Source organism: Mycobacterium gordonae (genome assembly GCF_017086405.1).
GTDB lineage: Bacteria > Actinomycetota > Actinomycetes > Mycobacteriales > Mycobacteriaceae > Mycobacterium > Mycobacterium gordonae_D.
The window spans coordinates 2,693,308-2,717,212 of record NZ_CP070973.1 but is presented as its reverse complement, the minus strand read 5'-3'; the positions used below and the strand labels follow the sequence as shown (position 1 = coordinate 2,717,212).

Genomic DNA, 23,905 nt, shown 5'->3' with positions numbered 1-23,905 from the left:
ATCGCTCGGTCATCAGGCGGTCGCGCCTTGCCGAGAATTTTCCGTCGCCTGGCGTCACGGTCGGAGGGTTGACTTGTCATTTGTGCTTGCAGCACCCGAGTACATGGCGGCGGCGGCCGCAGATCTCGCGACTATGGGCTCGGCTCTCGACCAGGCCCGCGTTGCCGCCCTGGCGCCGACCACGAGCATCGTGGCCGCAGCGGCCGATGAGGTATCGGCGGCGATCACAGCGCTGTTCGTCGGTCACGCGCAGGCATACCAAGTGCTAGGCGCCCAGGCAGCGTCATTTCATGAGCACTTCGTGCGACTCCTCAACGCCGATGCTGAGCGGTATGCCGCAGGCGAGGCAGCTAGTGCGTCACCCCTGCAACAGCTTGGGGAGTTGGTGAATATGCCGGTGCAAGCGTTGACGGGACGCCCGCTGATTGGCAACGGCGCTAACGGAGCCCCGGGCACCGGAGAAGACGGCGGGCCCGGCGGATGGCTCCTGGGCAATGGTGGCGACGGGGGTTCCGGCGGTACGGGTCAAAGCGGCGGCAACGGCGGGTCGGCGGGCTTGCTCGGGATCGGCGGCGCAGGAGGCGCGGGCGGGTTAGGAAAGAGCGGCGGTAACGGCGGTGCCGGTGGTTGGCTGGTCGGCGCTGGCGGCAAGGGCGGTGACGCGGGCTCGCTGCTCGGCGGCGGTAGCAACGGCGCTCAAGGTGGCCACGGTGGTGGCGGCGGCTTGCTCATCGGCTTCGGCGGCGATGGCGGTGCCGGCGCACCGGGTGGGAACGGCGGCGCCAGTAGGGGGCTGCTCGGCGTAGGTGGCTCCGGCGGTGCCGGATTCTCGGGCGGCCTCAACGGGGCCGGCGCCCCTGGTGGTGGCGGCGGCGCCGGCGGCCTTCTGCTCGGCCTCGGCGGACACGGTGGCGACGGAGGCGCGGGCGGCACCATCACCGGTCCCGGCGCTGTGGGCGGCGAGGGCGGTGACGCGGGCTGGTTACTCGGCATCGGCGGCGATGGCGGCGCTGGAGGCGGGGGAAGCCCCGGCGCATCCGGTGGCCGCGGCGGCCTCGGCGGCTGGCAGTTCGGCCTCGGAGGCAACGGCGGCGATGGCGGCACGGGCGCCGCTGGGTCAACCGGCCAGTTCGGCCAGGCCGGCGGTAACGGCGGCGACGGCGGCGCGGGCGGCTGGGTATTCGGCAACGGCGGCCACGGCGGCCAGGGCGGCAGCGGTGGCCAGGGCATCGTCGCGTCCAACGCCGGCGGCACAGGCGGCAATGGGGGTGCCGGTGGCGCCGCCTGCTCGTTGTTCGGCCACGGCGGAATCGGCGGTACCGGCGGCAACGGCGGGGCCGCGGCCGGTTCCACGACCTCCTTGAGCGGCGGCAATGCCGGCAACGCCGGCAACGGCGGCAACGGCGGGTATGGCGGGTGGCTGTATGGCGATGGTGGCGCCGGCGGCAACAGCGGCAACAGCGGTTCCTTCATGTCTGGCGTCAACATCGTCCGGGGCGCTAACGGTGGGTTTGGCGGCGCAGCCGGTAACGGCGGCAGGGCCGGTCTGTTCGGTAATGGCGGGCCGGGCGGTAACGGCGGATTCGGCGGAGACGGTCAGTCCGTTGCCGGTGACAACTCCGTGGGGGGCCAGGGCGGTGCCGGCAGTTTCGGCGGCGACGGCGGCGACGGCGGACTGATCCTGGGTCGCGGTGGCCGTGGCGGTTCTGGTGGCAGCGGCGGGACCGGCGGAAGCGCCGCCGGCGCGGTGGGAACCGTTAACGGCGCCGGTGGTCCTGGCGGCTGGGCCGGCAGCGGCGGTGGGGCGGGCGGACTCATCGGCAACGGCGGAACCGGAGGCAACGGCGGAAGCAGCGGGAATTCCGGCAGCGGTGGAATCTCCGGGGGCGGAACCGGGGCCGCCGGTGCCCCGGGAGCCGGCGGGTTGGCCGGTTTGCTGCTCGGCCACGGCGGCGACGGCGGCAATGGCGGCAACACCGGCAACCCGGGAAGCAGCACTGCAATCGTGCCCAGCAACGGCGGTATCGGCGCGCAAGGCGGGTTGTTCTACGGCAACGGCGGCAACGGCGGCAACGCAGGCACCATACCGGCTGGTTTCTTCGCCCCTATCGGTTCCGGTGCTGGTGGCACCGGCGGCAACGCCAATCTGATCGGCAACGGGGGCAACGGCGGCGCCGGTGCCGGTGCGGCCCAAGGAGGAATCGGCGGGGCGGGCGGCACCGGCGGAGTGCTGTTCGGCAGGCGCGGGGCGGATGGCCCGCCGTAGCAAATGAGCGGAGAGCATCCGCGGCGGTGAGCCTCCGCCGGTGCGCGTCAGGGCAGCGCGTTGATCAGCTGCTCGACGCCCACCCGCGGGCCGGTGTAGAACGGCGTCTCCTCGCGGGTATGCCGACGCGCATCGGTGGCACGCAGTTCCCGCATCAAATCGACGATGCGGTACAGCTCGGGAGCCTCGAACGCCAGGAGCCACTCGTAGTCGCCCAGCGCGAAGGCCGGCACCGTGTTGGCGCGAACGTCCTTGTACTCGCGCGCGGCCATCCCGTGCTCGGCCAGCATCCGGCGGCGCTCGTCGTCGGGCAGCAGATACCACTCGTAGGACCGCACGAAGGGATACACGCAGATGTAGTTGCCCGGCTCCTCGCCGGCCAGGAAAGCCGGGATGTGGCTCTTGTTGAACTCCGCCGGCCGGTGTAGCGCCACACTGCTCCACACCGGCGTGCACGCCCGGCCCAGCGTGGTGTCGCGCCGGAAGTCGGCGTAGGTCGCCTGCAGCGCCTCGATCCGCTCGGCGTGGGTCCAGATCATGAAATCCGCGTCGGCGCGCAGGCCCGCCACGTCGTAGAGCCCACGGACCACCACTCCGGCCTCTTCCTGCTGCTTGAGGAAGGTGGCGGTCTCGTCTATGACGGCCGCACGCTGGTCGCCCAGCTCACCGGGCCGCACCGAGAACACCGAGAACATCAGGTAGCGGATGGTTGCGTTGAGGGCGTCGAAGTCGAGGCGTGCCATGCCCCCTATGGTGCCACCAGGCCGGTGACCGCCCGGCCGGCCGCCCCGACACAGGCCGGCACCCCGATCCCGTCGAGGTAGCTGCCCGCGACGGCCAATCCCGGCGGCAGGCCGGCACGCAGCTCCGTGATCAGATCCGCGTGGCCCGGCCCGTACTGCGGCATCGCATCGATCCAGCGCTGTACGCGCGCGTCGACCGGCTCGACGGTCAGCCCAAACACGTCGGCGATGTCCTGGTGGGCCCAAGCCAGCAGCGTCTCATCGGGGGTCTGCGCGGCGATGTCGTCGCCGTAGCGCCCATACGACAGCCGCAGCAGCTGCACATCACCGCTGCCGCCCCATTTGCGTGACGACAACGTGATCGCCTTGGCGTGCAGGGGTTCTCCGCTGGCCACCAGCACACCGGAGGATTGCGGAAAGTCAGTGTCGGCGGGCACCGCCAGGGCCACCACCGCCGCCGAGGCGGTCACGATCCGGCCGGCGGCCGCCGACGTTTGCGGCGCGATCGTCGCCACCAACCGGGACAGCTGCGCCGCGGGGACGGCCATAATCACCGCGTCCGCGGGCCAGCCGGCGCCGGCGTCGTCGCGCAGCGTCCAGCCCGGCTCCAGCGCGTGAACGCCGGCCCGCACCCAGCGGATCTGGCTGCGCGCCACCAATTCATCGAGCAACAGCTGATACCCGCCCTGCAGCGAACCGAAGATCGGTCCCCCGCCGGCCGGTGGCAGGCAATGCAGGACCGCATCGGTGAGGCTGGTGGCACCCCGGTCCAGGGCCGCCGCCACGCTGGGCACCGCGGCCCGCAACCCGATCGTCGCCGCCGACCCCGCGTACACACCTGCCAGCAGCGGTTCCACCGATCGCGTCACCACCTGCTCCCCGAACCGGTCGGCCACCAGGTCACCCACCGCGGGATCGCTTCCCGGCGTCCAGTGCAGCGGCCGCTGCGGCTCCGCCTCGATGCGCGCCAGTGTCGCTTCGTCGACCAGTCCCGTCACCGACGCGGCCGATGACGGGATCCCGGCCACCGTGTCGGACGGCAGGGCGTGCAGCCCCTGGCCGCTGTAGATCAGCGGTCGTACACCGGTGGTCGCGCGCTCCAGGGCCGACAGCCCTAATTCGCTCAGCAGCGCCGGCATCTCGGGGCGGCGCAGCACGAACGCTTCAGCGCCCACATCCATCGGCTCACCACCCACCACCTCGGTGCGCAGGATGCCGCCGAGGCGATCGGCCGGGTCGAACAGCGTGATCTCGGCGTCATCACCGACGGCAAGCCGTAGCCGATACGCCGCCGTCAACCCCGAAATACCGCCGCCAACAACGCAATAGGAGCGGGTCATAGCGACTGGACCAGCGCCACCAATTCGGTCAGCACACCGGGGTCCGTTTCCGGTAATACCCCGTGCCCCAGATTGAAGACGTGCCCGGCCGCCCCGGCGTCGACGGCGCGACGCCCGTCCTCTACGACGGCACGCGCGGCCCGCTGCGCCACCTCCCAGCCGGCCAGCACCACCACCGGGTCCAGGTTCCCTTGTAGCGCAGTGCCGGGCATCACCCGCGACGCGGCGTCGGTCAGCGAGGTCCGCCAGTCGACGCCGACCACCCGGGCATGCCCGGGCCGTACCGCCTCTGACATGGCGCCCAGCAGTTCGGCCGTTCCGACCCCGAAATGCGTCATCGGCACACCGAATTCGGCCAGCGCGGCGAAGATCCGGGAGCTGTGCGGCAACACGTACTGCCGATAGTCGGCCAGCGACAGCGTGCCCGCCCACGAGTCGAACATCTGAATCGCGTCCACTCCGGCCTCGATCTGCCCGCGCAGGAACGCGATGGTGAGGTCGGTCAGTTTGGTCAGCAGCGCATGCCAGGTGTCCGTCTCGGCCAGCATCATCGCCTTGGTGCGCGCGTGGTTGCGGCTCGGCCCGCCCTCCACCAGGTACGAGGCCAGCGTGAACGGCGCCCCGGCGAACCCGATCAGCGGCACGTCACCCAGTGCGGCCACCAATAGCCCGATGGTGTCCAGCACCGGCTGAATCGCTTGCATGTCAAGGGGTTTCATGGCATCGACGTCGGCCGTGGTGCGAATCGGATCGGCGATCACCGGACCGACGTCGGGGACGATGTCCAGATCCACCTCGGCGGCACGCAGCGGCACCACAATGTCGGAGAACAGGATCGCGGCGTCCACGCCGTAACGGCGCACCGGCTGCAGGGTGATCTCACAGGCCACTTCCGGCTCGAAGCAGGCAGCCAGCATGCTGTGCTGTTTGCGCAGCGCCCGGTACTCGGGCAGCGATCGGCCGGCCTGCCGCATGAACCACACCGGCACCCGGCTGGGCTTGCGGCCGGCGACCGCGGCCAGATAGGGCGACGAGGGGAGGTGGCGACGGGTCGTGTTCATCGTGCTCAATGCTGCCAGAAGCGAACGCCACCGCCACCGCTGCGTAACATCAGCCGGGATGCCCGCGACTTATGACGACTTCCCCAGCCTGCGCTGCGAACCCGGTGACAACGGAATCCTCAACCTGGTGCTCGACTCTCCCGGACTGAACTCGGTCGGACCACAGATGCACCGCGATCTGGCTGACATATGGCCGGTGATCGATCGCGATCCCGAGGTCAATGTGGTCCTGGTTCGCGGCGAAGGCAAGGCGTTCTCCTCCGGCGGTAGCTTCGACCTGATTGACGAGACGATCGGCGACTACGCAGGTCGGATCCGCATCTTGCGCGAAGCCCGCGACCTGGTGCTCAACCTGGTCAACTTCGATAAGCCGGTGGTGTCGGCGATCAGGGGTCCGGCGGTGGGTGCCGGCCTGGTGGTGGCGCTGCTGGCCGACATCTCGGTGGCGGGGCGGACGGCGAAGATCATCGACGGACACACCAAGCTGGGCGTCGCGGCCGGCGATCACGCCGCGATCTGCTGGCCGCTGCTGGCCGGCATGGCCAAGGCCAAGTACTACCTGCTGACCTGCGAGACGCTGTCCGGCGAAGAGGCGGAGCGGATCGGCCTGGTCTCGACGTGCGTCGATGACGACGACGTCCTGAGCACCGCAACGCGCCTGGCCGAAAATCTGGCCGCCGGCGCGCAAAACGCGATCCGGTGGACCAAGCACAGCCTCAACCACTGGTATCGCATGTTCGCTCCGGCCTTCGAGACCTCACTCGGCCTGGAATTCCTCGGCTTCAGCGGCCCCGACGTGCGCGAAGGGCTGGCGGCGCATCGCGAGAAGCGGCCCGCCCGATTTGACAGCCGTCCGCAGAGCTGACCCACAGTCGGCGCGCCTGTTCACGCGTGTCGGTGGATGGGTCTACCGTCGAAGGCTAATGACATCAGCCGTCGAACCCGAGCCGTTCCGCGAAGCAGTCGCGGCGATGAATGGTGTCACCGTGCGGCCGGAGATCGAACTGGGCCCGATTCGTCCGCCGCAACGGCTGGCGCCATTCAGCTACGCCCTGGGCGCCGAGGTCAAACACCCGGATCTAGAGATCGTTCCGGAGCGTTCCGAAGGCGACGCGTTCGGCCGGCTGATCCTGCTGTACGACCCGGAAGGATCCGACGCCTGGGACGGCACCATCCGCCTGGTCGCCTACATCCAAGCGGACCTGGATTCCCACGAGGCCATCGATCCCCTGCTGCCGGAAGTGGCGTGGAGTTGGCTGTCCGAGGCGCTGGACGCGCACACCAAGCACATGACCGCCCTGGGCGGGACGGTCACCGCCACCACGTCGGTGCGTTATGGCGACATCTCCGGTCCGCCGCGTGCCCACCAGCTGGAGCTACGCGCATCGTGGACTGCCACCACTCCGCATGTGGGCAGCCACGTCGAGGCGTTCTGCGACGTCCTCGAGCATGCCGCGGGCCTGCCGCCGGCGGGTGTCACCGACCTGAGTTCACGGTCACGCGCCTGACATGTGCCCCGACCTGTCTCCGGCGGAGACCGATCCGCCGGGCAGCACGGAGCCAGAGGTTCCGCTGCTCCTGCACCCGGCCGACGGCATGCCGAACCTGTCCGTATACGCCAGCGACATCGCCGCGGCCGCCGAACGACTCGACAGTGGGCACGGCCCGTTCGCGGTGGACGCCGAACGGGCGTCGGGCTTCCGCTATTCCAACCGTGCCTATCTGATCCAGGTCCGGCGATCCGGCGCCGGGACCGTGCTCATCGACCCGGTCAGCCACGGCGGAGATTCGCTGGACGTGTTGCGGCCGGTGGCCGAGGTGCTCGGCCGAGACGAGTGGATTCTGCACTCCGCCGACCAGGACCTGCCCTGCCTGGCCGAGGTCGGGATGCGCCCGCCGGCGTTGTACGACACCGAACTGGCCGGCCGGCTGGCCGGATTCGATCGAGTCAATCTCGCGACCATGGTGGAACGCTTGCTGGGCCAGGGCCTGGCCAAGGGGCACGGCGCCGCCGACTGGTCCAAACGCCCGCTGCCGTCGGCGTGGCTCAACTACGCCGCACTGGATGTGGAATTGCTCATCGAGCTGCGCGAAGCGATTGCCCGGGTGCTGGCCGAGCAAGGCAAAACGGATTGGGCCGCACAAGAATTCGAATATCTGCGGACCTCCGAGGAGCGACTGGCCACGGCACCCACCCGGCGCGACCGCTGGCGTCGCACCTCGGGCATCCACAAGGTGCACGATCGGCGGGCGCTGGCCGCGGTCCGCGAACTGTGGACCACCCGTGACCGGATCGCGCAGCGCCGCGACATCGCGCCGCGCCGCATTCTGCCGGATTCGGCGATCATCGACGCCGCGGTGGCCGACCCGAAGACCATCGACGAATTGGTCGCGTTGCCGGTGTTCGGGGGGCGCAATCAGCGCCGCAGCGCGCCGATGTGGTTGTCCGCGTTGGAGACTGCCCGGCAGAATCAAGATCTCCCGGACGTCTCGGAGCAATCCAGCGGACCGCCGCCGCCGGCCCGCTGGAGCAGACGCAAACCCGACGCGGCCGCCCGGCTGGAAGTCGCCCGCGCAGCGCTGGCCGGCTTGTCCGAGCGGGTGGCAATCCCGACGGAAAACCTGATCTCACCGGATCTGGTGCGCCGACTGTGCTGGGAGTGGGAAGCTCTCGCCGCGAGTGGCAACGATCCGGTCGCCGTCACCGACGACTACCTGCGCACTGGGCAGGCGCGGGCCTGGCAGCGGGAATTGGTAGTTCCCGCACTGGCCGCGGCAATAGAGCAGGCCCCGCAGGCGGGCGCCGACAGCGGTTAGGGCCCCCGCCACGCGCCACGGCGCAGGACGAGCGCCACAGAAGATCGCCATGCCCGGTCGGCTCGCGGCCGCCGCTTCGGCCGTTCGGCCTGGTTATTCGCAGCGGTCGGCGTTGAAACTGGCTTGCACCATCGTCAACGCCGCCTCGTCCTCGACAAACAGAAGTTCGTGATTCATCGTTCAGTCCTTCCTATTGCGATCCGAATAGCGGATCGTTATGATTCGTATAACGGATTCTAACAGGTCCATTGTCCGAGCGGTAGCCTTCCGCTGACCGACGTTTGCGAAGGGGCTGACATGGCGGAACAGCCTCGGCTATGTGCGTTTGGGCCCTGCGAGGCCTTGCTGACGCAGTATCGGAAACAAGGTCCCGTGATCCATCGCCGCAACACCGTCATCCTGCTCGGCGCCGAGGCCAACGAGTTCGTGTTCGCCAATGCCGAGGCCTTCGCTTGGCGGGAGGCGTATCAGGCGGTGATCCCGGTCGACGGCCCGACGGCGCTGATCGTCAGCGACGGCGCCGACCATCGCCGGCGCCGCAGCTTCGCACTTCCGGCCCTGCAACACCGACGGGTCGGAGAGTACATGCAAACCATGGCGGACAATACCGACGCCGTCATTGATGCCTGGCGACCGGGTTCGCGGATCGAGATCTACGAGCAATTGCGCTCGGTGATCCGGCGCAACACCGCCGAGTGTCTGTTCGGCCCGCGCATCGCGGTCCACGCTGACTTCCTCGGTGATCAACTTCAGCCGCTGCTCGACCTGACCAATCTGGATGCGCGGAGGCAGCGGCTGCATCGGCTCCTCGGGTCACCATTGTCGCGCCGGGCGGTGGCCGCGCGGAGCCGGATCGACGAACTCCTCGACGGTGCGATCGCCGCAGCCCGCGTGCGGCCGCAGGCCGACGACCGCATGCTGACGACGATGATCAACGGTCGCCCGGATCGCTGTGAATCACTGAGCGACAACGAGATTCGTGACATGATTGTTTCGCTCATCGCCGACGGGTACGAGGTCACCAGCGGGGCAATCGGGTGGGCGGTCTACGCACTGCTGACCGTTCCGGGCGCCTGGAACGCCGCCGCCGCCGAGGTGCGTCGGGTGCTGGACGGTCTGCCGCCAACCCCTGCCACCCTCAACGAACTGACCTACCTCAACGGCGTCGTGCAGGAGACGGTGCGGCTGTGCACGACGGTATTCGCACGAGTTGTCAAGCGCGACTTGTGGTTCGACGGCCATCATATCCGGGCGGGCCAGCGCCTGCTGTTCAGCGCCTACGTCACCCACCGGATCCCGGAACTGTGGCCGCAGCCCTGGGAGTTCCGTCCACAACGCTGGGATCCCAGCGCACCCGGCTATCGCAAGCCGACGCCGTACGAATTCATCCCGTTCGGCCGCGGATTGCATCGCTGCCTCGGCTCGGCGATGGCGATCACTCAGATGACCGTGATGCTGGCCCGGCTGGTCGCGAAAACCACGCTGCAACTACCCGCACAACACATCCGGGCCCACAACATGGCCGCGCTGCGCCCTTGGCCGGGGCTGACCGTCGACGTCGTCGAAGGCGCCGCGTCCTAGTCCAGTTGCTCGCTGATCGCGGACTGCTCTGCCGCCGACGTTCCCTGCGCCGCAACCCAACCCGTGATCCGGCGGGCCACATCCTGGTCGGTGAGCCCCAGCTCGGCCAGCACCTCACCGCGCGACGCGTGCTCGTAGAACGCTTGCGGCAACCCGACATCGCGGCAGGGAACATCGATGTCGGCGGCACGCAGCGCCGCCGACACGGCCGAACCCACGCCGCCGGCCACCCCGTTGTCCTCCAGCGTCACCAGAAGTTTGTGCTGCGCGGCCAGTTCGAGCACCGCCTCGGGCACCGGCAACACCCAGCGCGGGTCGACCACCGTCACGCCGATGCCCTGGTCGAGCAACCGCTTGGCGACGGCGAGCGCCATCGACGCGAAGGCGCCGACCACCACCAACAGCACGTCGGAGTTCAGACCGTCGGCCGGGACGGCGAGCACGTCGATCCCGTCACGCCGTTCCAGAGCCGGGACATCTTCGCCGACATCGCCTTTCGGGAAGCGCAGGGCCGTGGGACCGTCGCTCACATCGAGCGCCTCGCCCAGTTCCTCCCGCAATCGGGTGGCGTCACGGGGCGCGGCCACTCGCATACCGGGCACCACCCCGAGGATCGACAGGTCCCACATGCCGTTGTGGCTGGGGCCGTCGTTGCCGGTGACGCCGGCGCGATCGAGGACCATGGTGACCGGCAGCTTGTGCAGCGCGACATCCATCATGATCTGGTCGAACGCCCGGTTCAAAAATGTCGAATAGATCGCGACCACCGGATGCATGCCGCCCATCGCCAGTCCGGCCGCCGACGTCATCGCATGCTGCTCGGCGATGCCGACATCGAACAAACGGTCCGGGAACGCCTCGCCGAACGCCGAGAGCCCGGTTGGTCCGGGCATCGCCGCGGTGATGGCCACGATGTCACGCCGCTTGCGGCCGACGTCGATCAGTGCCTCGGTGAACGTCGACGTCCAACCAGGGCCCGCCACCTTGGTGGCCACCCCGGTGATCGGATCGATCGGCACCGTGGAGTGCATCTGCTCGGCCTTGTCGGCCTCGGCCGGGCCGTACCCCATCCCCTTGCGCGTGACAACGTGCACAATCACCGGCGCGCCGAAGCCGCGGGCGCTGCGCAGCGCCACCTCCACCGCCCGCTCGTCGTGACCGTCGACCGGACCGACGTACTTCAAGCCGAGATCGGTGAACAGAAGCTGGGGCGACAGGGAGTCTTTGATGCCCGCCTTGACGCTATGCATGAATTGGTAGGCAACCTCACCGACCACCGGCACCGCCTGAATCGCGTTCCGGCCCCGCTCCAGAAATCCTTCGTAGCCAGGTTGCAACCGCAGGGCCGCCAGGTGATTGGCCACACCGCCGATCGTCGGGGCGTAGCTACGCCCGTTGTCGTTGACGACGATGATCACCGGCCGCAGGGATCCGGCGATGTTGTTGAGCGCCTCCCAGCACATGCCGCCGGTGAGCGCACCGTCCCCGACCACCGCGACCACGCGCCGGTTGCGGTGCCCGGTCAACTCGAACGCCTTGGCCAGGCCGTCGGCGTACGAAAGCGCCGCGCTGGCGTGGCTGGATTCGACCCAGTCGTGCTCGCTCTCGGCGCGGGACGGATATCCCGACAGGCCGCCCTTCTTGCGCAACGTCTCGAAGTCATGGGCGCGACCGGTCAGCATCTTGTGCACGTAGGCCTGGTGACCGGTGTCAAAGATGATCGGGTCGTGCGGCGAATCGAACACCCGGTGCAGCGCGAGTGTCAGTTCGACGACACCGAGGTTGGGGCCAAGGTGTCCCCCGGTGGCAGCAACCTTATGGATCAGAAACTCGCGAATCTCTTGCGCGAAGTCGCGAAGTTGCTGTTGCGAGAGGTGCTGCAGATCGGCGGGTCCGCGGAGCTGTTCCAGCATCAGGCTATTCTACGCAGTGAGCGCAAGGGCAACAGTGTGAATGGCTCGGCTACGACGCGCCGAAGAGGTCGGCAAGAGTGTCGTGCAGTTCCGGATCCGCCAGGATGACGACTTCGTCGCCGGCCTGCAGTTCGGTGTCCCCACGCACCGGCACCAGGCCGGTGGTGCGCACCACGATGCTGACCCAGATGTCGCCGACCTGGTCACCAAGCCCCTCGACCGTGCACCCCTGCACAGCAGACCCGGAGGCAACGGTGAAACGGTGCACCCCGTGCGGTTCGTCCGCCAGCCGGACACCGATCTCCCACGGCTGCGTCTCAACGGTCCGCATCGGCAGGCGCAACAGCCTGGCAACTCCGGGCACCGAGCTGCCCTGCACCAGCACGGAGAATATGACGACGACGACAACGATGCCGTACAACCGTTCGGCCTCGGCAATATGGGCGGCACGCAGGAATTCGCCCAGGAGGATCGGCACCGCACCTTTGAGGCCGGCGAACAGGATGAAGCTGCGCTCGTTGCGCTCCAACTGCACGCGAGCCAGACACGCGCTCACCGCCAGCGGCCGGATCAGTGCGGTCAGGCCCACGCCCAGGGCCAGCCCGGGAATCCACACATCGGGGTGGGCAAGGACGCGCAGGTCCACGGTCAGCCCCAGCACGGTGAATGCGACGATCTCCGCCAGTCCCGCCAGGGCGGCGTGGAACCGCTTGATCTCCGGCTTGTACGGCGCGCGCGCGTCGCCGATCACGATGCCGGCGACGAACACCGCCAGATACCCCGATCCGTGTGCCAGCGTGGCAATGCCGTAGAGCATCAGCGCCGATGCCAGTGTGCGCAGCGGATAGAGGCCCTCGCTGGGCAGGGCCACGCGGCGCATGAAGACGAGCAGGATCCGGCCGCCGATTACACCGACCGCTCCCCCGACCGCCATCTGCAGCACGAATTGCGTTCCGACGCCGGTGAAGCCGGCGGCGCTGAGCCCACCGGCGGCGACCAGGCTCGCCATCAAGGAGATGCCGACCGGATCGTTGGCGCCCGACTCGCCCTCCAGAATGGTGCTGCTGCGACCGGAGATCTCGCGCTTGCCCAGCACGGAGAAAACAACGGCCGGATCAGTGGGCGCCACCGCGGTAGCCACCAGAACCGAGGCGTACCAATCGATTCCGCATACGTAGTGCAGTATCAGCGCCGCCCCGGCAGCGGTGAGGGCGGTGCCCAGGACGCCGACCGAGAGGATCGGTCCGGCCGCCGCACGAAACCGCGAAGGCCCGATATGCATGCCCCCGTCGAACAGCACCAACACCAGCGCGATCGTCAGTACCCGTTCCACCGTCCGTTCCGATGGTTGTTGCACCGCGGGAACCGCGTGCACCGCCACGGCGGCACCGACCAACACCAGAAGGGGCACCGGAACTTTCACCCGCTCGGTGAGCCGGTTCGCCAGTACTGCGATCAATCCGACAGCGCTGGAGAACAGGACGATCAAGGCGTAGCGGGCAGTCTCGTTCACCGGGGCCGCCTTTCAAGCGATCGATCGACAAGATATGCCGAACATTGCCGACCAGACTTCCCGGCTCACCGCGATGGAGTCTAGCCTGCCGCGCCGCGGCGACTACCGGGTCAGTAGGGCCACGCACTCCACGTGATGGGTCAGCGGGAAGGCATCGAACACCCTGATGTTCTCGACGGCATAACCGTGCCCCCGGTACAAGCCAATATCGCGGGCGAACGATGCTGCCTCACAACCGATATGGACCACCCGGGGCACGCCCGCCGCGGCCAGCAGATCGATGACCTCACGTCCGGCGCCGGTCCGCGGCGGATCCAGCACCGCAACGTCGGCGCGCCTGTCCTGCGCTGTCAGCGCCCGGCGCACCGAATCGGTGACGACCTCGACCTGCGGCAGATCGGCCAGCGCGGCACGCGCGGCCCCTGACGCCCCCCGCGCGGTGTCGACGGTCAGCACCCGCCCGGAATCACCCACTGCGCCGCCGAGCACCGCGGCAAAGACCCCGGCTCCGCCGTAGAGGTCCCAGGCCGTCGCACCGGAGGAGGGTTGCGCCCAGTCGGCGACCAACTCGCTGTACACGCGTGCCCCATCGCGATGCGACTGCCAGAACGCGGTCACCGGCACTCGCCAGCTGCGAGCGGCGACCCGTTGCAGGGCGTGATAGTCGCCTTCGATCACCTTCGCCACCGTGCGCTTACCTTGGCGCACCGTGCGCAGGACGTGGCGCTGGCCGTCGTCGTCCACGACCACGTGCACGTGGGCACCGGCGGGCCAATCGGGCCCGGCCAACCCGTTCAGCATCCCGCTAGGCAACTGTCCGCAGCGCAGGTCGGTGACCAGTTCCCCGCTGTGGTAGCGGTGGAACCCCGGGCGCCGGTCGGCTCCGACATCGAGCCGAACCCGCGTGCGCCAACCGGTCGAGCCGGCGTCGGAGAGCGTCTCGGCTGTCCCCGTCCAGCTGTGTCCCCCCAGCCGGTCCAACTGGTTGGCCACCACCTGCGCCTTGAGGGCGCGAGCGGCTCCGGGCACCACGAACGCCAGGTCGCAACATCCGGCGCCGTCCACACCGGCGATCGGGCACAACGAATCCGTGCGGTCCTTCGATGCCTCGAGTACCTCGACAACCTCTGCGTGCCAATACGATCCGCGATCCGCCGTCACCCGCACCCGCACCCGTTCTCCGGGTAGCGCGTAGCGGACGAAGACCACCCGGCCCTCGTGATGCGCAATGCAGCTCCCGCCGTTGGCGGGGGCCCCGGTGACCAGAGTCAGTTCCCCGCAGGCGGATTCGTCGTTCAATCGAAGATGCCCCGACGGGCGTCGCCCGGAGCCACGTGCGGCTGCAACGCCTTGACCCGTTCAGACGAAGTCAGCTGCCAGGGAACGGAAGTCACCATCACACCGGGCATGAACAACAGGCGTCCCTTGAGCCGCAGCGCACTCTGGTTGTGCAGCAACTGTTCCCACCAGCGTCCCACCACATACTCCGGGATGAACACCGTCACCACGGTGCGCGGCGATTCCTTACTGACGCGTTTGACGTAATCCAGCACCGGGCGGGTGACTTCCCGGTAGGGGGACGCGATCACCTTCAGCGGAACGCTGACGTCGCTTTCCTCCCACTCATGAACCAACTCGCGAGTTTCGGCGTCATCGACGCTCACCGTGACGGCCTCGAGCACGTCAGGCCGGGTCGCGCGGGCGTACGCCAGGGCGCGCAGGGTGGGCAGGTGCAACTTCGAGACCAGCACCAGCGCGTGGTTGCGGCTGGGCAACACAATCTCGTCACCGTGTTCGGCGGCCTGCTCGGCCAGTTCACGGCTGACGCCGTCGTAGTGCCGACGGATCAACTTCATCAACATGAACAGCAGCGCCATGGCGACGATCGCGATCCACGCGCCGGCCAGAAACTTGGTGACCATCACCACGAGCAGCACCGCACCGGTAGCGATGAAGCCGATGGTGTTGACGATCCGCGAACGCAGCATGCGCCGGCGCGCCGCGGGGTCGGTTTCGGTGCGCAGCAACCTGGTCCAGTGCCGCACCATGCCGATCTGACTCAGGGTGAACGAAATGAACACCCCGACGATGTAGAGCTGGATCAGCGCGCTCAGCTCGGCGCGGAACGCGACGATGGCCAGCAGCGCCGACACCGACAAGAACACGATGCCGTTGGAGAACGCCAAGCGGTCACCGCGGGTGTGCAGTTGCCGGGGCAGGTAGCTGTGCTGGGCCAACACCGAGCCCAGCACCGGGAAGCCGTTGAAGGCGGTGTTGGCGGCCAGCACCAGGATGAGCGCGGTCACCGCCGTGATCAGCACGAAGCCGATATGGAAGTTGCCGAATACGGTCTCGGCGAGCTGCGTGACCAGCGTCTTCTGGTAGTAACCGGCCGGGGCGCCGGATAGTTGCGTCGCCGGGTCGCTGACCAGTTGCACCCCGATCTTCTTGGCCAGCACGATGATGCCCATCAACAGGGTGACCGCGATGCCGCCCAGCATCATCAGCGTGGTGGCCGCGTTCTTCGACTTGGGCTTTTCGAATGCCGGCACCCCGTTGCTGATGGCTTCGACACCGGTGAGCGCGGCGCAGCCCGAGGAGAATGCCCGCGCCATCAGAAAGACCAGCGCGAAACCGGCGATTTTTCCGTGTTCGGAATGCATCTCGAAGCTGGCCGAGTCCGCCTTGAGCGGGTTGCCGAGCACGAAGATACGGAACAGACCCCAGCCGATCATGCCGGTCACTCCAATGATGAAGCCATAAGTCGGAATGGCGAACGCCAACCCGGACTCGCGAACCCCCCGCAGGTTCATCGCCGTCACCAACAGGATCGCGGCCACGCAGAACCACACCTTGTGGTGGGCCACGACCGGCACCGCCGAACCGATGTTGGACATCGCCGAAGCGGTCGAAACGGCAACGGTCAGAACATAATCCACCATCAGCGCGCTGGCCACCGTAAGACCGGCGGTAGGGCCGAGATTGGTGGTGACCACCTCGTAGTCGCCTCCGCCGGAGGGGTAGGCATGCACGTTCTGCCGGTAGCTGGCCACCACCACCAACATGACCGCGGCCACCGCCAGCCCGATCCACGGCGACAGCGCGTAGGCCGCCAGGCCGCCGATCGACAGCATCAGGAAGATCTCTTCGGGGGCGTAGGCCACCGAGGACAAGGCGTCGGAGGCGAACACCGGCAGAGCGATGCGCTTGGGCAGTAGCGTGTGGGCAAGCCGATCGCTGCGAAACGGCCGTCCGATCAGCAGACGGCGCGCAGCGGTTGAAAGTTTGGACACGAGAGCCAAGAGTAAGCCTACTGGGCTTTGGCGGTAGCGTTCCGTACGCGAGAATTCTCACGACCGAAATCGGCCCGCCAAATCAGGGTGCCGATCACAATGACGCGCAGGACACAACCGAAAGGACCTCTGAGTGAAGGTGGTTGTGATGGGGTGCGGCCGGGTCGGTTCCTCGGTGGCAGACGGGCTGTACCGAATCGGCCATGACGTGGCGGTCATCGACCGCGACAGCGCCGCATTCAACAGGCTCAGCCCCGAGTTCGACGGCGACCGGGTGCTCGGTCAGGGCTTCGACCGCGACGTGCTGCTGCGGGCCGGGATCGAAGGCGCCGACGCGTTCGCCGCGGTGTCCTCCGGCGACAACTCCAACATCATCTCGGCACGGCTGGCCCGGGAGACTTTCGGCGTACGGCGCGTGGTCGCGCGCATCTATGACGCCAAGCGCGCCGAGGTGTACGAACGCCTGGGCATCCCAACGATCGCCACGGTGCCCTGGACCACCGATCGTCTGCTCAACGCGCTGACCCAGGAGACCGAAACCGCCAAATGGCGAGATCCGACGGGCACCGTCGCCGTCGCTCAGGTGGTGCTGCACGAAGACTGGGTGGGACACCGTGCCACCGACCTGGAGCAGGCCACCGGTGCGCGCGTGGCGTTCCTGATCCGGTTCGGCACCGGCATCCTGCCCGAACCCAAGACCGTGCTGCAGGCCGGGGATCAGGTCTACGTCGCCGCCATTTCCGGCCGTGCCGCCGAAGCCGTTGCCATCGCGGCGCTGCCGCCGAGCGAGGACCTGGACAAATGAAGCGCGCTGAGAACGGCTGGGGCACAGGATCATGAAGGTAGCTGTCGCCGGCGCGGGCGCAGTCGGGCGCTCGGTCACCCGGGAACTCGTCGCGAACAAACACGACGTAACGCTGATCGAGCGCAACGCCGATCACCTCGACACCGACGCCATCCCCGCCGCGCACTGGCTGCTGGGCGATGCCTGCGAGTTGAGTCTGCTCGAACACATGCACCTGGAAGACTTCGACGTCGTGGTCGCCGCTACCGGCGACGACAAGGTGAACGTGGTGCTCAGCCTGCTGGCCAAGACCGAATTCGCGGTGCCGCGGGTGGTGGCCCGGGTCAATGACCCCCGCAACGAATGGCTGTTCACCGACGCGTGGGGCGTCGACGTCGCGGTGTCGACGCCCCGCATGCTGGCCTCGTTGATCGAGGAGGCCGTGGCCGTGGGCGACCTGGTGCGGCTGATGGAGTTCCGCAAGGGCCAGGCCAATCTGGTCGAGATCACCTTGCCCGACGACACCCCGTGGGGCGGCAAGCCGGTACGCAAACTGCAGTTGCCGCGCAACGTCTCGCTCGTGACCATTCTGCGGGGGTCGCGGGTGATCGTGCCGGAGGGCGACGAGCCGCTCGAAGGCGGCGACGAGTTGCTGTTCGTCGCAGTCACCGAGGCCGAAGAGGAACTGCGCAAACTGCTGTTGCCGACGAGCTGACCGGCAGGGCCGCGCCGGCGTCAGCTGACGTGGTCTCCGTCGACCTCGGCCACTGCCGGGCGCTCGGCCGCCGGTAGCGCCCGTAACACGGCCTTGATCGCGCCGTACGTCACCAGAGCGGCCAGCGCGGTCAGCGGCCAGCCCATGGCGATCCGGGTCACGCCCAGCCAGCCGGTCTTGCCGACCTCGTAGAGATGCCCCTGGACTGCGAAGCGCGCGACGAACACCACCGTCCAGCACAGCGTCGCGATGTCGAACGCATAGACCGCGCGGGGCACCGCGCGCCAGCCGTTGTCGCGGCCGCTGGCCCAGCTCCACAGGTAACCCACCACCGGACGGCGGATGACGATCGACACGGCGAACAGCACCGCCCAGAACAACGACATCCAGATACCCAGCAGGAAATATCCCTTGGACTGCCCGACCAGGTAAGCGATCAGCGCGCACACGGCGACACCGAAAAACCCGGACAGGGCCGGCTGTAACGAGTCCCGACGGACCAGCCGCCACAGCAGCACCAGGGCGGCCGCACCCAGTGCACTGCCGATCGCGGGCAGCAGGCCGGCGACGCTGGACGCGATCACAAACGTCACCACCGGCAACGAGGAGTAGATGAGACCGCTCACCCCACCGGCCTGCGCGAGCACGCGCTCGGCGCTGAAACGGTTATCCCGCACGGGAATTCGGCGCGCTGGTGGTGAAAGTAATCGTCACCGCTGAATTTCGTAGTGCGGGTTGTAGATGGCCTTGGTGCCGTTCTCCATCTTGCCCATCCGGCCCCGCACCCGCAGGGTGCGTCCGGATTCGATACCGGGGATGCGTCGCTGCCCCAGCCACACCAGCGTGACCGTGTCGCTGCCGTCGAACAATTCCGCGCGGACCCCTCCGGAGCATCCCTTGCCGTTCGTTTCGACGCTGCGCAGCGTGCCGACCATCGTGACCTCCTGGCCGCGCTGGCAATCGATGGCGCGCTGCGCGCCGGTACTGAGGACTTCGTCGGACAATTCTTCGACGTCGCGTTGTTCCGGGTCCTCCGTCAACCGACGGGTGAGCCGGCGTAGATACCCTTGGGCCCCCATGGCCACTCCTGACACTTCGACGTCGTTATGAAAGCTTTTGTATCAATTAAGCATTTCAGTATGCCAACGGTCACCGTAGACCTGTTGGTTCCCTGATGCCATACGGATGAAACCACTGATATTCGGGTGTTCCACACCACCGGGCACTATGAAGAGGTGGTTGTCGAGTTGCGCGGTGTCACGACGGTGTTAATGGCAGGTACCGGATCCGACGAAAACTACGTCTACCGGGCATTTTCGGCGCCGCTGCAGGCACTTGGTGCGGTGTTGGTCACACCCGCGCCCCAACCGCATCGATTGCTCGACGGTTATGTGGCCGCGCTGGACGACGCGGCGCGCGGCGGACCGATAGCGGTCGGTGGTGTGTCAATAGGTGCCGCCGTGGCCGTGACCTGGGCACTGGCCCACCCGGAGCGCACCGTCGCCGTCCTGGCGGCCCTACCGGCCTGGGCCGGGGATCCCGGCGCAGCGCCGGCGGCGCTGGCCGCGCGCTACACGGCCTCGCAGTTGCGCCGGGACGGCCTGGAGGCCACCACGGCACAGATGCGGGCGTCGAGCCCACCCTGGCTGGCCGACGAGCTGGCGCGGTCATGGGCGGTGCAGTGGCCGCTGCTGCCGGATGCCATGGAGGAGGCGGCGTCCTACGTCGCACCGAGCTGTGTCGAGCTGACACGGCTGGCCGCGCCGCTGGGCGTGGCGGCCGCGGTCGACGACCCGATCCACCCTCTGCAGGTCGGCGTCGACTGGGTGACCGCGGCGCCCCGGGCCGCCCTGCGCACCGTGACGCTGGACGAGTTCGGGGCGCACCCGGCCGCTCTGGGTGCGGCGTGCCTGGGCGCCCTGGGTGATGCGAGCTGATCTGCGCTCACTGTCGCCGAGCCTGCGGTGGCGGCAACGGGACTGCATGAACGGCGCGATTGGCGGCTTTTCGTAGGCCGTGAGCTCAGTCTCGATCGCTGACCCGCGCCGGTGCTAGGGCGCTAACCGCCAGTCGAGGTGCTGCGCAACTGCTGCATCGCCGACCCCTCGCTGCTGCGACGCGCGGCCGGCTGGTCCGAGGGTGGCGGCGCTTGGGTCTCGTCGGCGCCCTGTTGTGCGGCCGCGGCCGCGGCCTCGCGCAGCTGCTGCACCATCGGCTCCGGCAGCTGCACCGGCAGCGGGGTGCGTACCGGCAGCGGCGTGTCTCCTCGTCGAACGACCGTGTCCGCCAACGCCTCGCGAGCCTCGTCGGTCAGCGCTTCAACGGTCTCGTGCGGTCCGTTGACCACGCACCGGATCATCCAGCGATAGCCGTCGACGCCGATGAAGCGCACCGCGCCGGAAGCCGAGCCGATCACTTCGCGCCCCCACGGCCCGTCCTTGATGGACACCTTGGCCGAGTCCTTGCGCAGCGAATCGGCGAGTTCACTGGCCACCTCGCGCCACAGGCCCGCCGTCTTGGGGGCTGCATAGGCGGCGATGGTGAATCGCCCGTTGGGCGTGACGACCCACACCGCGCTGGGCACGCCGGTCTCGGTCAGCTCGACCTGCACCTGGCCCGCCGCCGGCATGGGAATGAGCACCGACCCCAGATCGAGCCGGGCCGTCTCGGCGTCCGCCGGGTCGTCGAAGTCCTCGATGTCGAACGGACCCTCGAGCGACTCGTCGTCGGCGGAGCCTTCCTCGATCGGCGGATCAGCCGGCCGCGGCTCCGAAGCGCTGTCGTCCTTGCGTGTGCGTCTACCGAATGCTGGCATCAGCGCCGCTCCTTCTCATCGCTTCATTTCCGGCGGTCACAGACTCGCGTGCCCGCCCGAGGAACCGTGGCCACCTTCGCCACGGGACGTTTCTGCCAGCCCTGCTTCGTCGAATGACGCAACCTCCACCAATTCGACCAATTCGACCCGCTGGATCACCAGCTGGGCAATGCGGTCGCCGCGATGCACCACGATCGCGGTGCTGGGGTCGAGGTTGATCAGCGCGACCTTGATTTCGCCACGATATCCCGCATCGATGGTCCCGGGACTGTTGACGATGGACAGCCCCACCCGGGACGCGAGCCCGGAACGGGGATGTATCAGACCGACCATGCCGAACGGCACCGCGACCGCTATCCCGGTACCCACGAGAGCGCGGTGACCGGGTGCCAGCTCGACGTCTTCGGCACTGAACAGGTCTACGCCCGCGTCACCGTCGTGGGCGCGGCTGGGCATCGGGAGGCCAGGGTCGAGACGGACGATGGCCAGACTGGTCGACACGGGGGCACAGACTACCCTTGACCGCGTGTCCGATACGCGCGTCGCGCCGCAAAGCGTGCGATATCGCGAGCGGCTGTGGGTGCCCTGGTGGTGGTGGCCACTTGCTTTCACGCTCGCCGCAATCATCGCGTTCGAGGTCAACCTGGCTGTACGCGCCCTACCCGGCTGGCTGCCATTCGCAGCGTTGTTCACCGTCGCGTCCGCCGTGTTGCTGTGGCTGGGCCGAGTCGAGGTTCGGGTCACTGCCGACGACGCCGGGGTCGAACTCTGGGCCGGTGATGCGCATCTGCCGGTCACCGTGGTCTCCCGGTCAGCGGAGATAGCGCGCAGCGCCAAATCGGCCGCGTTGGGCCGTCAGCTCGACCCGGCGGCCTACGTCGTGCACCGGGCCTGGATCGGCCCGATGGTGTTGCTGGTGCTCGATGATCCCGATGACCCGACGCCGTACTGGCTCGTGAGCTGCCGTCACCCCGAGCGGGTGCTATCGGCGCTGCGAAGCTGAGCGCAGCGCTCAGGCCGCGCAGTCGGTACAGATCATCACGCCGTTCTTCTCGCTGGCCAGCCGGCTGCGATGTTGCACCAGAAAGCAACTCGAGCAGGTGAATTCGTCTGCCTGCTTCGGAATCACGCGCACCGACAGTTCTTCACCCGAAAGATCGGCGCCAGGTAGTTCGAAAGACTCGGCAGACTCGGATTCGTCGACGTCGACCACGGCCGACGCCGCCTCGTTCCGTCGTGCTTTGAGCTCCTCCAGCGAGTCCTCCGAAACATCGTCAGTCTCGGTACGCCGCGGAGCGTCATAGTCGGTAGGCATCTTCTTCCCCGTCCTTATCCCCTCAGGGCCCTCATAAGCTCAAGGAACGCTTTGTACCAGCGTCGAACGCTTGCACCAAACTATTCGTGCCCGTATTGCGGGTGGATTGGATGTGATTTGCGTCACACCGATGGAATGGCCCAGCAATTGGCCTTAAACGGTGCGCTTACGGTGCCATTAGAGTGCATGTGTGGTTGCACACATCACCGAGGGTACCGCCTTCGACAAGCACGGTCGGCCCTTCCGGCGACGCAATCCTCGGCCCGCCATCATCGTCGTCATTTTCCTCGTGGTGGTGACCGGTGTGGTCTGGACGGTGGCACTCACCCGGCCGGCGGACGTCCGCGAGGTCGCGGTGTGCAACCCTCCCCCACCGGCCGCAGGATCCGACACGCCGGCCAAGCTCGGCGAACAGGTGTCGCGTACGGAAATGATCGACGTCGCTCCCGCCAAGCTCAGCGACACCAAGGTCCGGGTGCTCAACGCCAGCGGCCGCGGCGGCCAGGCCGGTGACATCGCCGGCGCGCTACAGGATTTGGGCTTTGCCCAACCGACGTCCGCCAACGACCCGATCTACGCCGGCACCAGGTTGAACTGCCAGGGACAGATTCGTTTCGGCACCGCGGGGCAAGCCACCGCGGCGGCGCTGTGGCTGGTGGCGCCGTGCACCGAGCTGTTCCATGACAGCCGTGGTGACGATTCCGTCGATCTCGCCCTGGGCACCGACTTCAACTCCCTGGCACACAGCGACGACATCGACGCCGTACTGGCGACCCTGCGTCCGGGGGCCACCGAGCCCGCGGATCACGCGCTGCTGGCGAAGATCCACGCCAACAGCTGCTGATCGTTCAGTCGATCGGATCCGAACCTCCGACGCGCTGCAGTGCTGCCAGCAACGCCTCGGCGATACCCGGCGCCGCGGCGACCACCAGGCCGGCCCCGTGCGCGCCCGGGGGCGGCAACACCACGCGCGCGCCGGCCTCCGCGGCGATCAACGCGCCCGCCGCGCAATCCCACACCTGCAGACCGTGCTCGTAGTACGCGTCCAGGTGGCCGGCCGCAACCATGCACAGATCCAGGGCCGCCGAACCGATCCGCCGCACGTCCCGTACCACCGGCAACATCTGTGCCACCAACTCGGCCTGGCGGACCCGGCGCGTCGGCGAGTATCCGAATCCGGTTCCCAGCAACGCCATTGACAACTCGTCCACGTCATTGCACCGCAGCTGGTGGGTTCGGTGCCCGTCGGTGACGTGCGCTCCCAGCCCGCTGGCCGCCGAATACACCCGGCCGGCAACGACATCGGCTACCGCACCGGCCACCGACACACCGTCGATCTGCGCGCCGACTGACACCGCGTAGGCGGGAATGCCGTAGACGAAGTTCACCGTCCCGTCGATGGGGTCGAGGACCCAGGTGACCGCGCCGGCGGCATCGGCGGCCGAATCGCGCGGCCCACCACCCTCCTCACCGAGGATGGGGTCGCCCGGCCGAAGCGCCGCCAGTCGGTCCCGCAGCAGCTGTTCGGTCTCGGTGTCGACCACCGTCACCGGATCGGTGGGGGTGGTCTTAGCGCGCACCGCTTCCGCACCGGCGCCACGTTCGGCGCTCGGGCCGAACACCTCGGCGCGCCGGCGCCGCACGAAGGCAGCCGCCTCAGTGGCGACCGTCACGGCCACCTCACGCAGCCGCGCGGGCTGCACACCGGGTTTGTCGGGGCGTGTCACCGATCTATCCGACCACAGGCGC

General features: G+C 68.2%; 23 protein-coding genes. 10 read left to right on the top strand and 13 right to left on the bottom strand.

Annotated features, from left to right (window positions below):
* Nucleotides 1-73: 73 nt before the first annotated feature.
* Nucleotides 74-2,266: a PE family protein gene (locus tag JX552_RS11665; RefSeq protein ID WP_205877566.1), complete on the top strand. Its 2,193-nt coding sequence runs from the start codon at nt 74-76 to the stop codon at nt 2,264-2,266.
* A gap of 47 nt (nt 2,267-2,313) precedes the next feature.
* Here the strand turns inward: JX552_RS11665 and hemQ are convergent, their stop codons facing one another.
* The 3 genes from hemQ to hemE are packed head-to-tail and all read right to left on the bottom strand — an operon-like array spanning nt 2,314 to nt 5,410.
* The gene (gene hemQ / locus JX552_RS11660; RefSeq protein WP_205877565.1) at nt 2,314-3,009 is read right to left on the bottom strand and encodes a hydrogen peroxide-dependent heme synthase; all 696 of its coding nucleotides are present in this window, start codon (nt 3,007-3,009) and stop codon (nt 2,314-2,316) included.
* A 5-nt stretch (nt 3,010-3,014) separates the two neighbouring features.
* Nucleotides 3,015-4,349, bottom strand: a complete 1,335-nt coding sequence (locus tag JX552_RS11655; RefSeq protein WP_205877564.1) for a protoporphyrinogen oxidase — start codon at nt 4,347-4,349, stop codon at nt 3,015-3,017.
* On the bottom strand, nt 4,346-5,410 hold the full coding sequence (hemE, locus tag JX552_RS11650) for a uroporphyrinogen decarboxylase (protein ID WP_205877563.1): 1,065 nt from the start codon (nt 5,408-5,410) through the stop codon (nt 4,346-4,348). Before hemE ends, JX552_RS11655 begins: the two co-directional genes overlap by 4 nt.
* A gap of 58 nt (nt 5,411-5,468) precedes the next feature.
* On the opposite strand from hemE, the gene JX552_RS11645 reads away from it, so the two are divergent.
* From JX552_RS11645 to JX552_RS11630, 4 genes are all read left to right on the top strand, one after another.
* Complete coding sequence (locus tag JX552_RS11645) at nt 5,469-6,275, top strand: enoyl-CoA hydratase/isomerase family protein (protein WP_205877562.1); 807 nt, start codon at nt 5,469-5,471, stop codon at nt 6,273-6,275.
* A gap of 58 nt (nt 6,276-6,333) precedes the next feature.
* Nucleotides 6,334-6,918 (top strand): DUF3000 domain-containing protein, encoded by a 585-nt coding sequence (locus tag JX552_RS11640; protein ID WP_205877561.1) that lies wholly within the window; start codon nt 6,334-6,336, stop codon nt 6,916-6,918.
* A 1-nt stretch (nt 6,919) separates the two neighbouring features.
* Nucleotides 6,920-8,227, top strand: a complete 1,308-nt coding sequence (locus tag JX552_RS11635) for an HRDC domain-containing protein (protein ID WP_205877560.1) — start codon at nt 6,920-6,922, stop codon at nt 8,225-8,227.
* 297 nt (nt 8,228-8,524) lie between these two features.
* Entirely contained in the window at nt 8,525-9,808 is a 1,284-nt protein-coding gene (locus tag JX552_RS11630; RefSeq protein WP_205877559.1) for a cytochrome P450, read from the top strand.
* Here JX552_RS11630 and dxs read toward each other — a convergent pair.
* The 4 genes from dxs to JX552_RS11610 form a co-directional block, all read right to left on the bottom strand.
* Complete coding sequence (gene dxs / locus JX552_RS11625) at nt 9,805-11,721, bottom strand: 1-deoxy-D-xylulose-5-phosphate synthase (RefSeq protein ID WP_205877558.1); 1,917 nt, start codon at nt 11,719-11,721, stop codon at nt 9,805-9,807. The genes JX552_RS11630 and dxs overlap by 4 nt on opposite strands.
* A 49-nt stretch (nt 11,722-11,770) precedes the next feature.
* Complete coding sequence (locus JX552_RS11620) at nt 11,771-13,234, bottom strand: cation:proton antiporter domain-containing protein (RefSeq protein ID WP_205877557.1); 1,464 nt, start codon at nt 13,232-13,234, stop codon at nt 11,771-11,773.
* Between the two features lie 102 nt (nt 13,235-13,336).
* The gene (locus tag JX552_RS11615; RefSeq protein WP_205877556.1) at nt 13,337-14,533 is read right to left on the bottom strand and encodes a class I SAM-dependent RNA methyltransferase; all 1,197 of its coding nucleotides are present in this window, start codon (nt 14,531-14,533) and stop codon (nt 13,337-13,339) included.
* Nucleotides 14,530-16,527 carry an APC family permease gene (locus tag JX552_RS11610; RefSeq protein ID WP_205877555.1) on the bottom strand — a complete coding sequence of 666 codons (1,998 nt, stop codon included), beginning with the start codon at nt 16,525-16,527 and terminating at the stop codon, nt 14,530-14,532. Before JX552_RS11610 ends, JX552_RS11615 begins: the two co-directional genes overlap by 4 nt.
* 133 nt (nt 16,528-16,660) lie before the next feature.
* Here JX552_RS11610 and JX552_RS11605 point away from each other — a divergent pair, with 133 nt between their 5' ends.
* The gene (locus JX552_RS11605; protein ID WP_205877554.1) at nt 16,661-17,332 is read left to right on the top strand and encodes a potassium channel family protein; all 672 of its coding nucleotides are present in this window, start codon (nt 16,661-16,663) and stop codon (nt 17,330-17,332) included.
* A gap of 31 nt (nt 17,333-17,363) precedes the next feature.
* Nucleotides 17,364-18,026, top strand: coding sequence for a potassium channel family protein (locus tag JX552_RS11600; RefSeq protein WP_205877553.1), 663 nt, complete (start codon nt 17,364-17,366; stop codon nt 18,024-18,026).
* Nucleotides 18,027-18,046: 20 nt separating this feature from the next.
* Here the strand turns inward: JX552_RS11600 and JX552_RS11595 are convergent, their stop codons facing one another.
* Both JX552_RS11595 and JX552_RS11590 read right to left on the bottom strand, forming a co-directional pair.
* Nucleotides 18,047-18,703, bottom strand: coding sequence for a DUF3159 domain-containing protein (locus JX552_RS11595; protein WP_205877552.1), 657 nt, complete (start codon nt 18,701-18,703; stop codon nt 18,047-18,049).
* 33 nt (nt 18,704-18,736) lie between these two features.
* Nucleotides 18,737-19,105 (bottom strand): OB-fold nucleic acid binding domain-containing protein, encoded by a 369-nt coding sequence (locus tag JX552_RS11590; RefSeq protein ID WP_205877551.1) that lies wholly within the window; start codon nt 19,103-19,105, stop codon nt 18,737-18,739.
* A 156-nt stretch (nt 19,106-19,261) separates the two neighbouring features.
* Here JX552_RS11590 and JX552_RS11585 point away from each other — a divergent pair, with 156 nt between their 5' ends.
* Nucleotides 19,262-19,963, top strand: coding sequence for an alpha/beta hydrolase (locus JX552_RS11585; RefSeq protein ID WP_205878380.1), 702 nt, complete (start codon nt 19,262-19,264; stop codon nt 19,961-19,963).
* A gap of 122 nt (nt 19,964-20,085) precedes the next feature.
* Here JX552_RS11585 and JX552_RS11580 read toward each other — a convergent pair whose 3' ends face one another.
* Nucleotides 20,086-20,841: a DUF3710 domain-containing protein gene (locus JX552_RS11580; protein WP_205877550.1), complete on the bottom strand. Its 756-nt coding sequence runs from the start codon at nt 20,839-20,841 to the stop codon at nt 20,086-20,088.
* Between the two features lie 36 nt (nt 20,842-20,877).
* On the bottom strand, nt 20,878-21,342 hold the full coding sequence (gene dut / locus JX552_RS11575) for a dUTP diphosphatase (protein ID WP_205877549.1): 465 nt from the start codon (nt 21,340-21,342) through the stop codon (nt 20,878-20,880).
* Between the two features lie 25 nt (nt 21,343-21,367).
* On the opposite strand from dut, the gene JX552_RS11570 reads away from it, so the two are divergent.
* Complete coding sequence (locus JX552_RS11570) at nt 21,368-21,844, top strand: DUF3093 domain-containing protein (RefSeq protein ID WP_205877548.1); 477 nt, start codon at nt 21,368-21,370, stop codon at nt 21,842-21,844.
* 9 nt (nt 21,845-21,853) lie between these two features.
* Here the strand turns inward: JX552_RS11570 and JX552_RS11565 are convergent, their stop codons facing one another.
* On the bottom strand, nt 21,854-22,156 hold the full coding sequence (locus JX552_RS11565) for a DUF4193 domain-containing protein (protein WP_003919098.1): 303 nt from the start codon (nt 22,154-22,156) through the stop codon (nt 21,854-21,856).
* Between the two features lie 190 nt (nt 22,157-22,346).
* Here JX552_RS11565 and cei point away from each other — a divergent pair, with 190 nt between their 5' ends.
* Nucleotides 22,347-23,000, top strand: coding sequence for an envelope integrity protein Cei (gene cei / locus JX552_RS11560; RefSeq protein WP_205877547.1), 654 nt, complete (start codon nt 22,347-22,349; stop codon nt 22,998-23,000).
* 4 nt (nt 23,001-23,004) lie between these two features.
* Here the strand turns inward: cei and JX552_RS11555 are convergent, their stop codons facing one another.
* Nucleotides 23,005-23,883 carry an inositol monophosphatase family protein gene (locus tag JX552_RS11555; RefSeq protein ID WP_205877546.1) on the bottom strand — a complete coding sequence of 293 codons (879 nt, stop codon included), beginning with the start codon at nt 23,881-23,883 and terminating at the stop codon, nt 23,005-23,007.
* Between the last annotated feature and the right edge of the window lie 22 nt (nt 23,884-23,905).

What these genes read in the sequence shown, in the direction of transcription:
- dxs (WP_205877558.1), bottom strand. Translation starts at nt 11,721, where the DNA reads ATGCTGGAACAGCTCCGCGGACCCGCCGATCTGCAGCACCTCTCGCAA.
- JX552_RS11655 (WP_205877564.1), bottom strand. Translation starts at nt 4,349, where the DNA reads ATGACCCGCTCCTATTGCGTTGTTGGCGGCGGTATTTCGGGGTTGACG.
- hemE (WP_205877563.1), bottom strand. Translation starts at nt 5,410, where the DNA reads ATGAACACGACCCGTCGCCACCTCCCCTCGTCGCCCTATCTGGCCGCG.
- JX552_RS11565 (WP_003919098.1), bottom strand. Translation starts at nt 22,156, where the DNA reads ATGCCTACCGACTATGACGCTCCGCGGCGTACCGAGACTGACGATGTT.
- JX552_RS11635 (WP_205877560.1), top strand. Translation starts at nt 6,920, where the DNA reads ATGTGCCCCGACCTGTCTCCGGCGGAGACCGATCCGCCGGGCAGCACG.
- JX552_RS11640 (WP_205877561.1), top strand. Translation starts at nt 6,334, where the DNA reads ATGACATCAGCCGTCGAACCCGAGCCGTTCCGCGAAGCAGTCGCGGCG.
- JX552_RS11600 (WP_205877553.1), top strand. Translation starts at nt 17,364, where the DNA reads ATGAAGGTAGCTGTCGCCGGCGCGGGCGCAGTCGGGCGCTCGGTCACC.
- JX552_RS11590 (WP_205877551.1), bottom strand. Translation starts at nt 19,105, where the DNA reads ATGGGGGCCCAAGGGTATCTACGCCGGCTCACCCGTCGGTTGACGGAG.
- JX552_RS11645 (WP_205877562.1), top strand. Translation starts at nt 5,469, where the DNA reads ATGCCCGCGACTTATGACGACTTCCCCAGCCTGCGCTGCGAACCCGGT.
- JX552_RS11580 (WP_205877550.1), bottom strand. Translation starts at nt 20,841, where the DNA reads ATGCCAGCATTCGGTAGACGCACACGCAAGGACGACAGCGCTTCGGAG.
- hemQ (WP_205877565.1), bottom strand. Translation starts at nt 3,009, where the DNA reads ATGGCACGCCTCGACTTCGACGCCCTCAACGCAACCATCCGCTACCTG.
- JX552_RS11630 (WP_205877559.1), top strand. Translation starts at nt 8,525, where the DNA reads ATGGCGGAACAGCCTCGGCTATGTGCGTTTGGGCCCTGCGAGGCCTTG.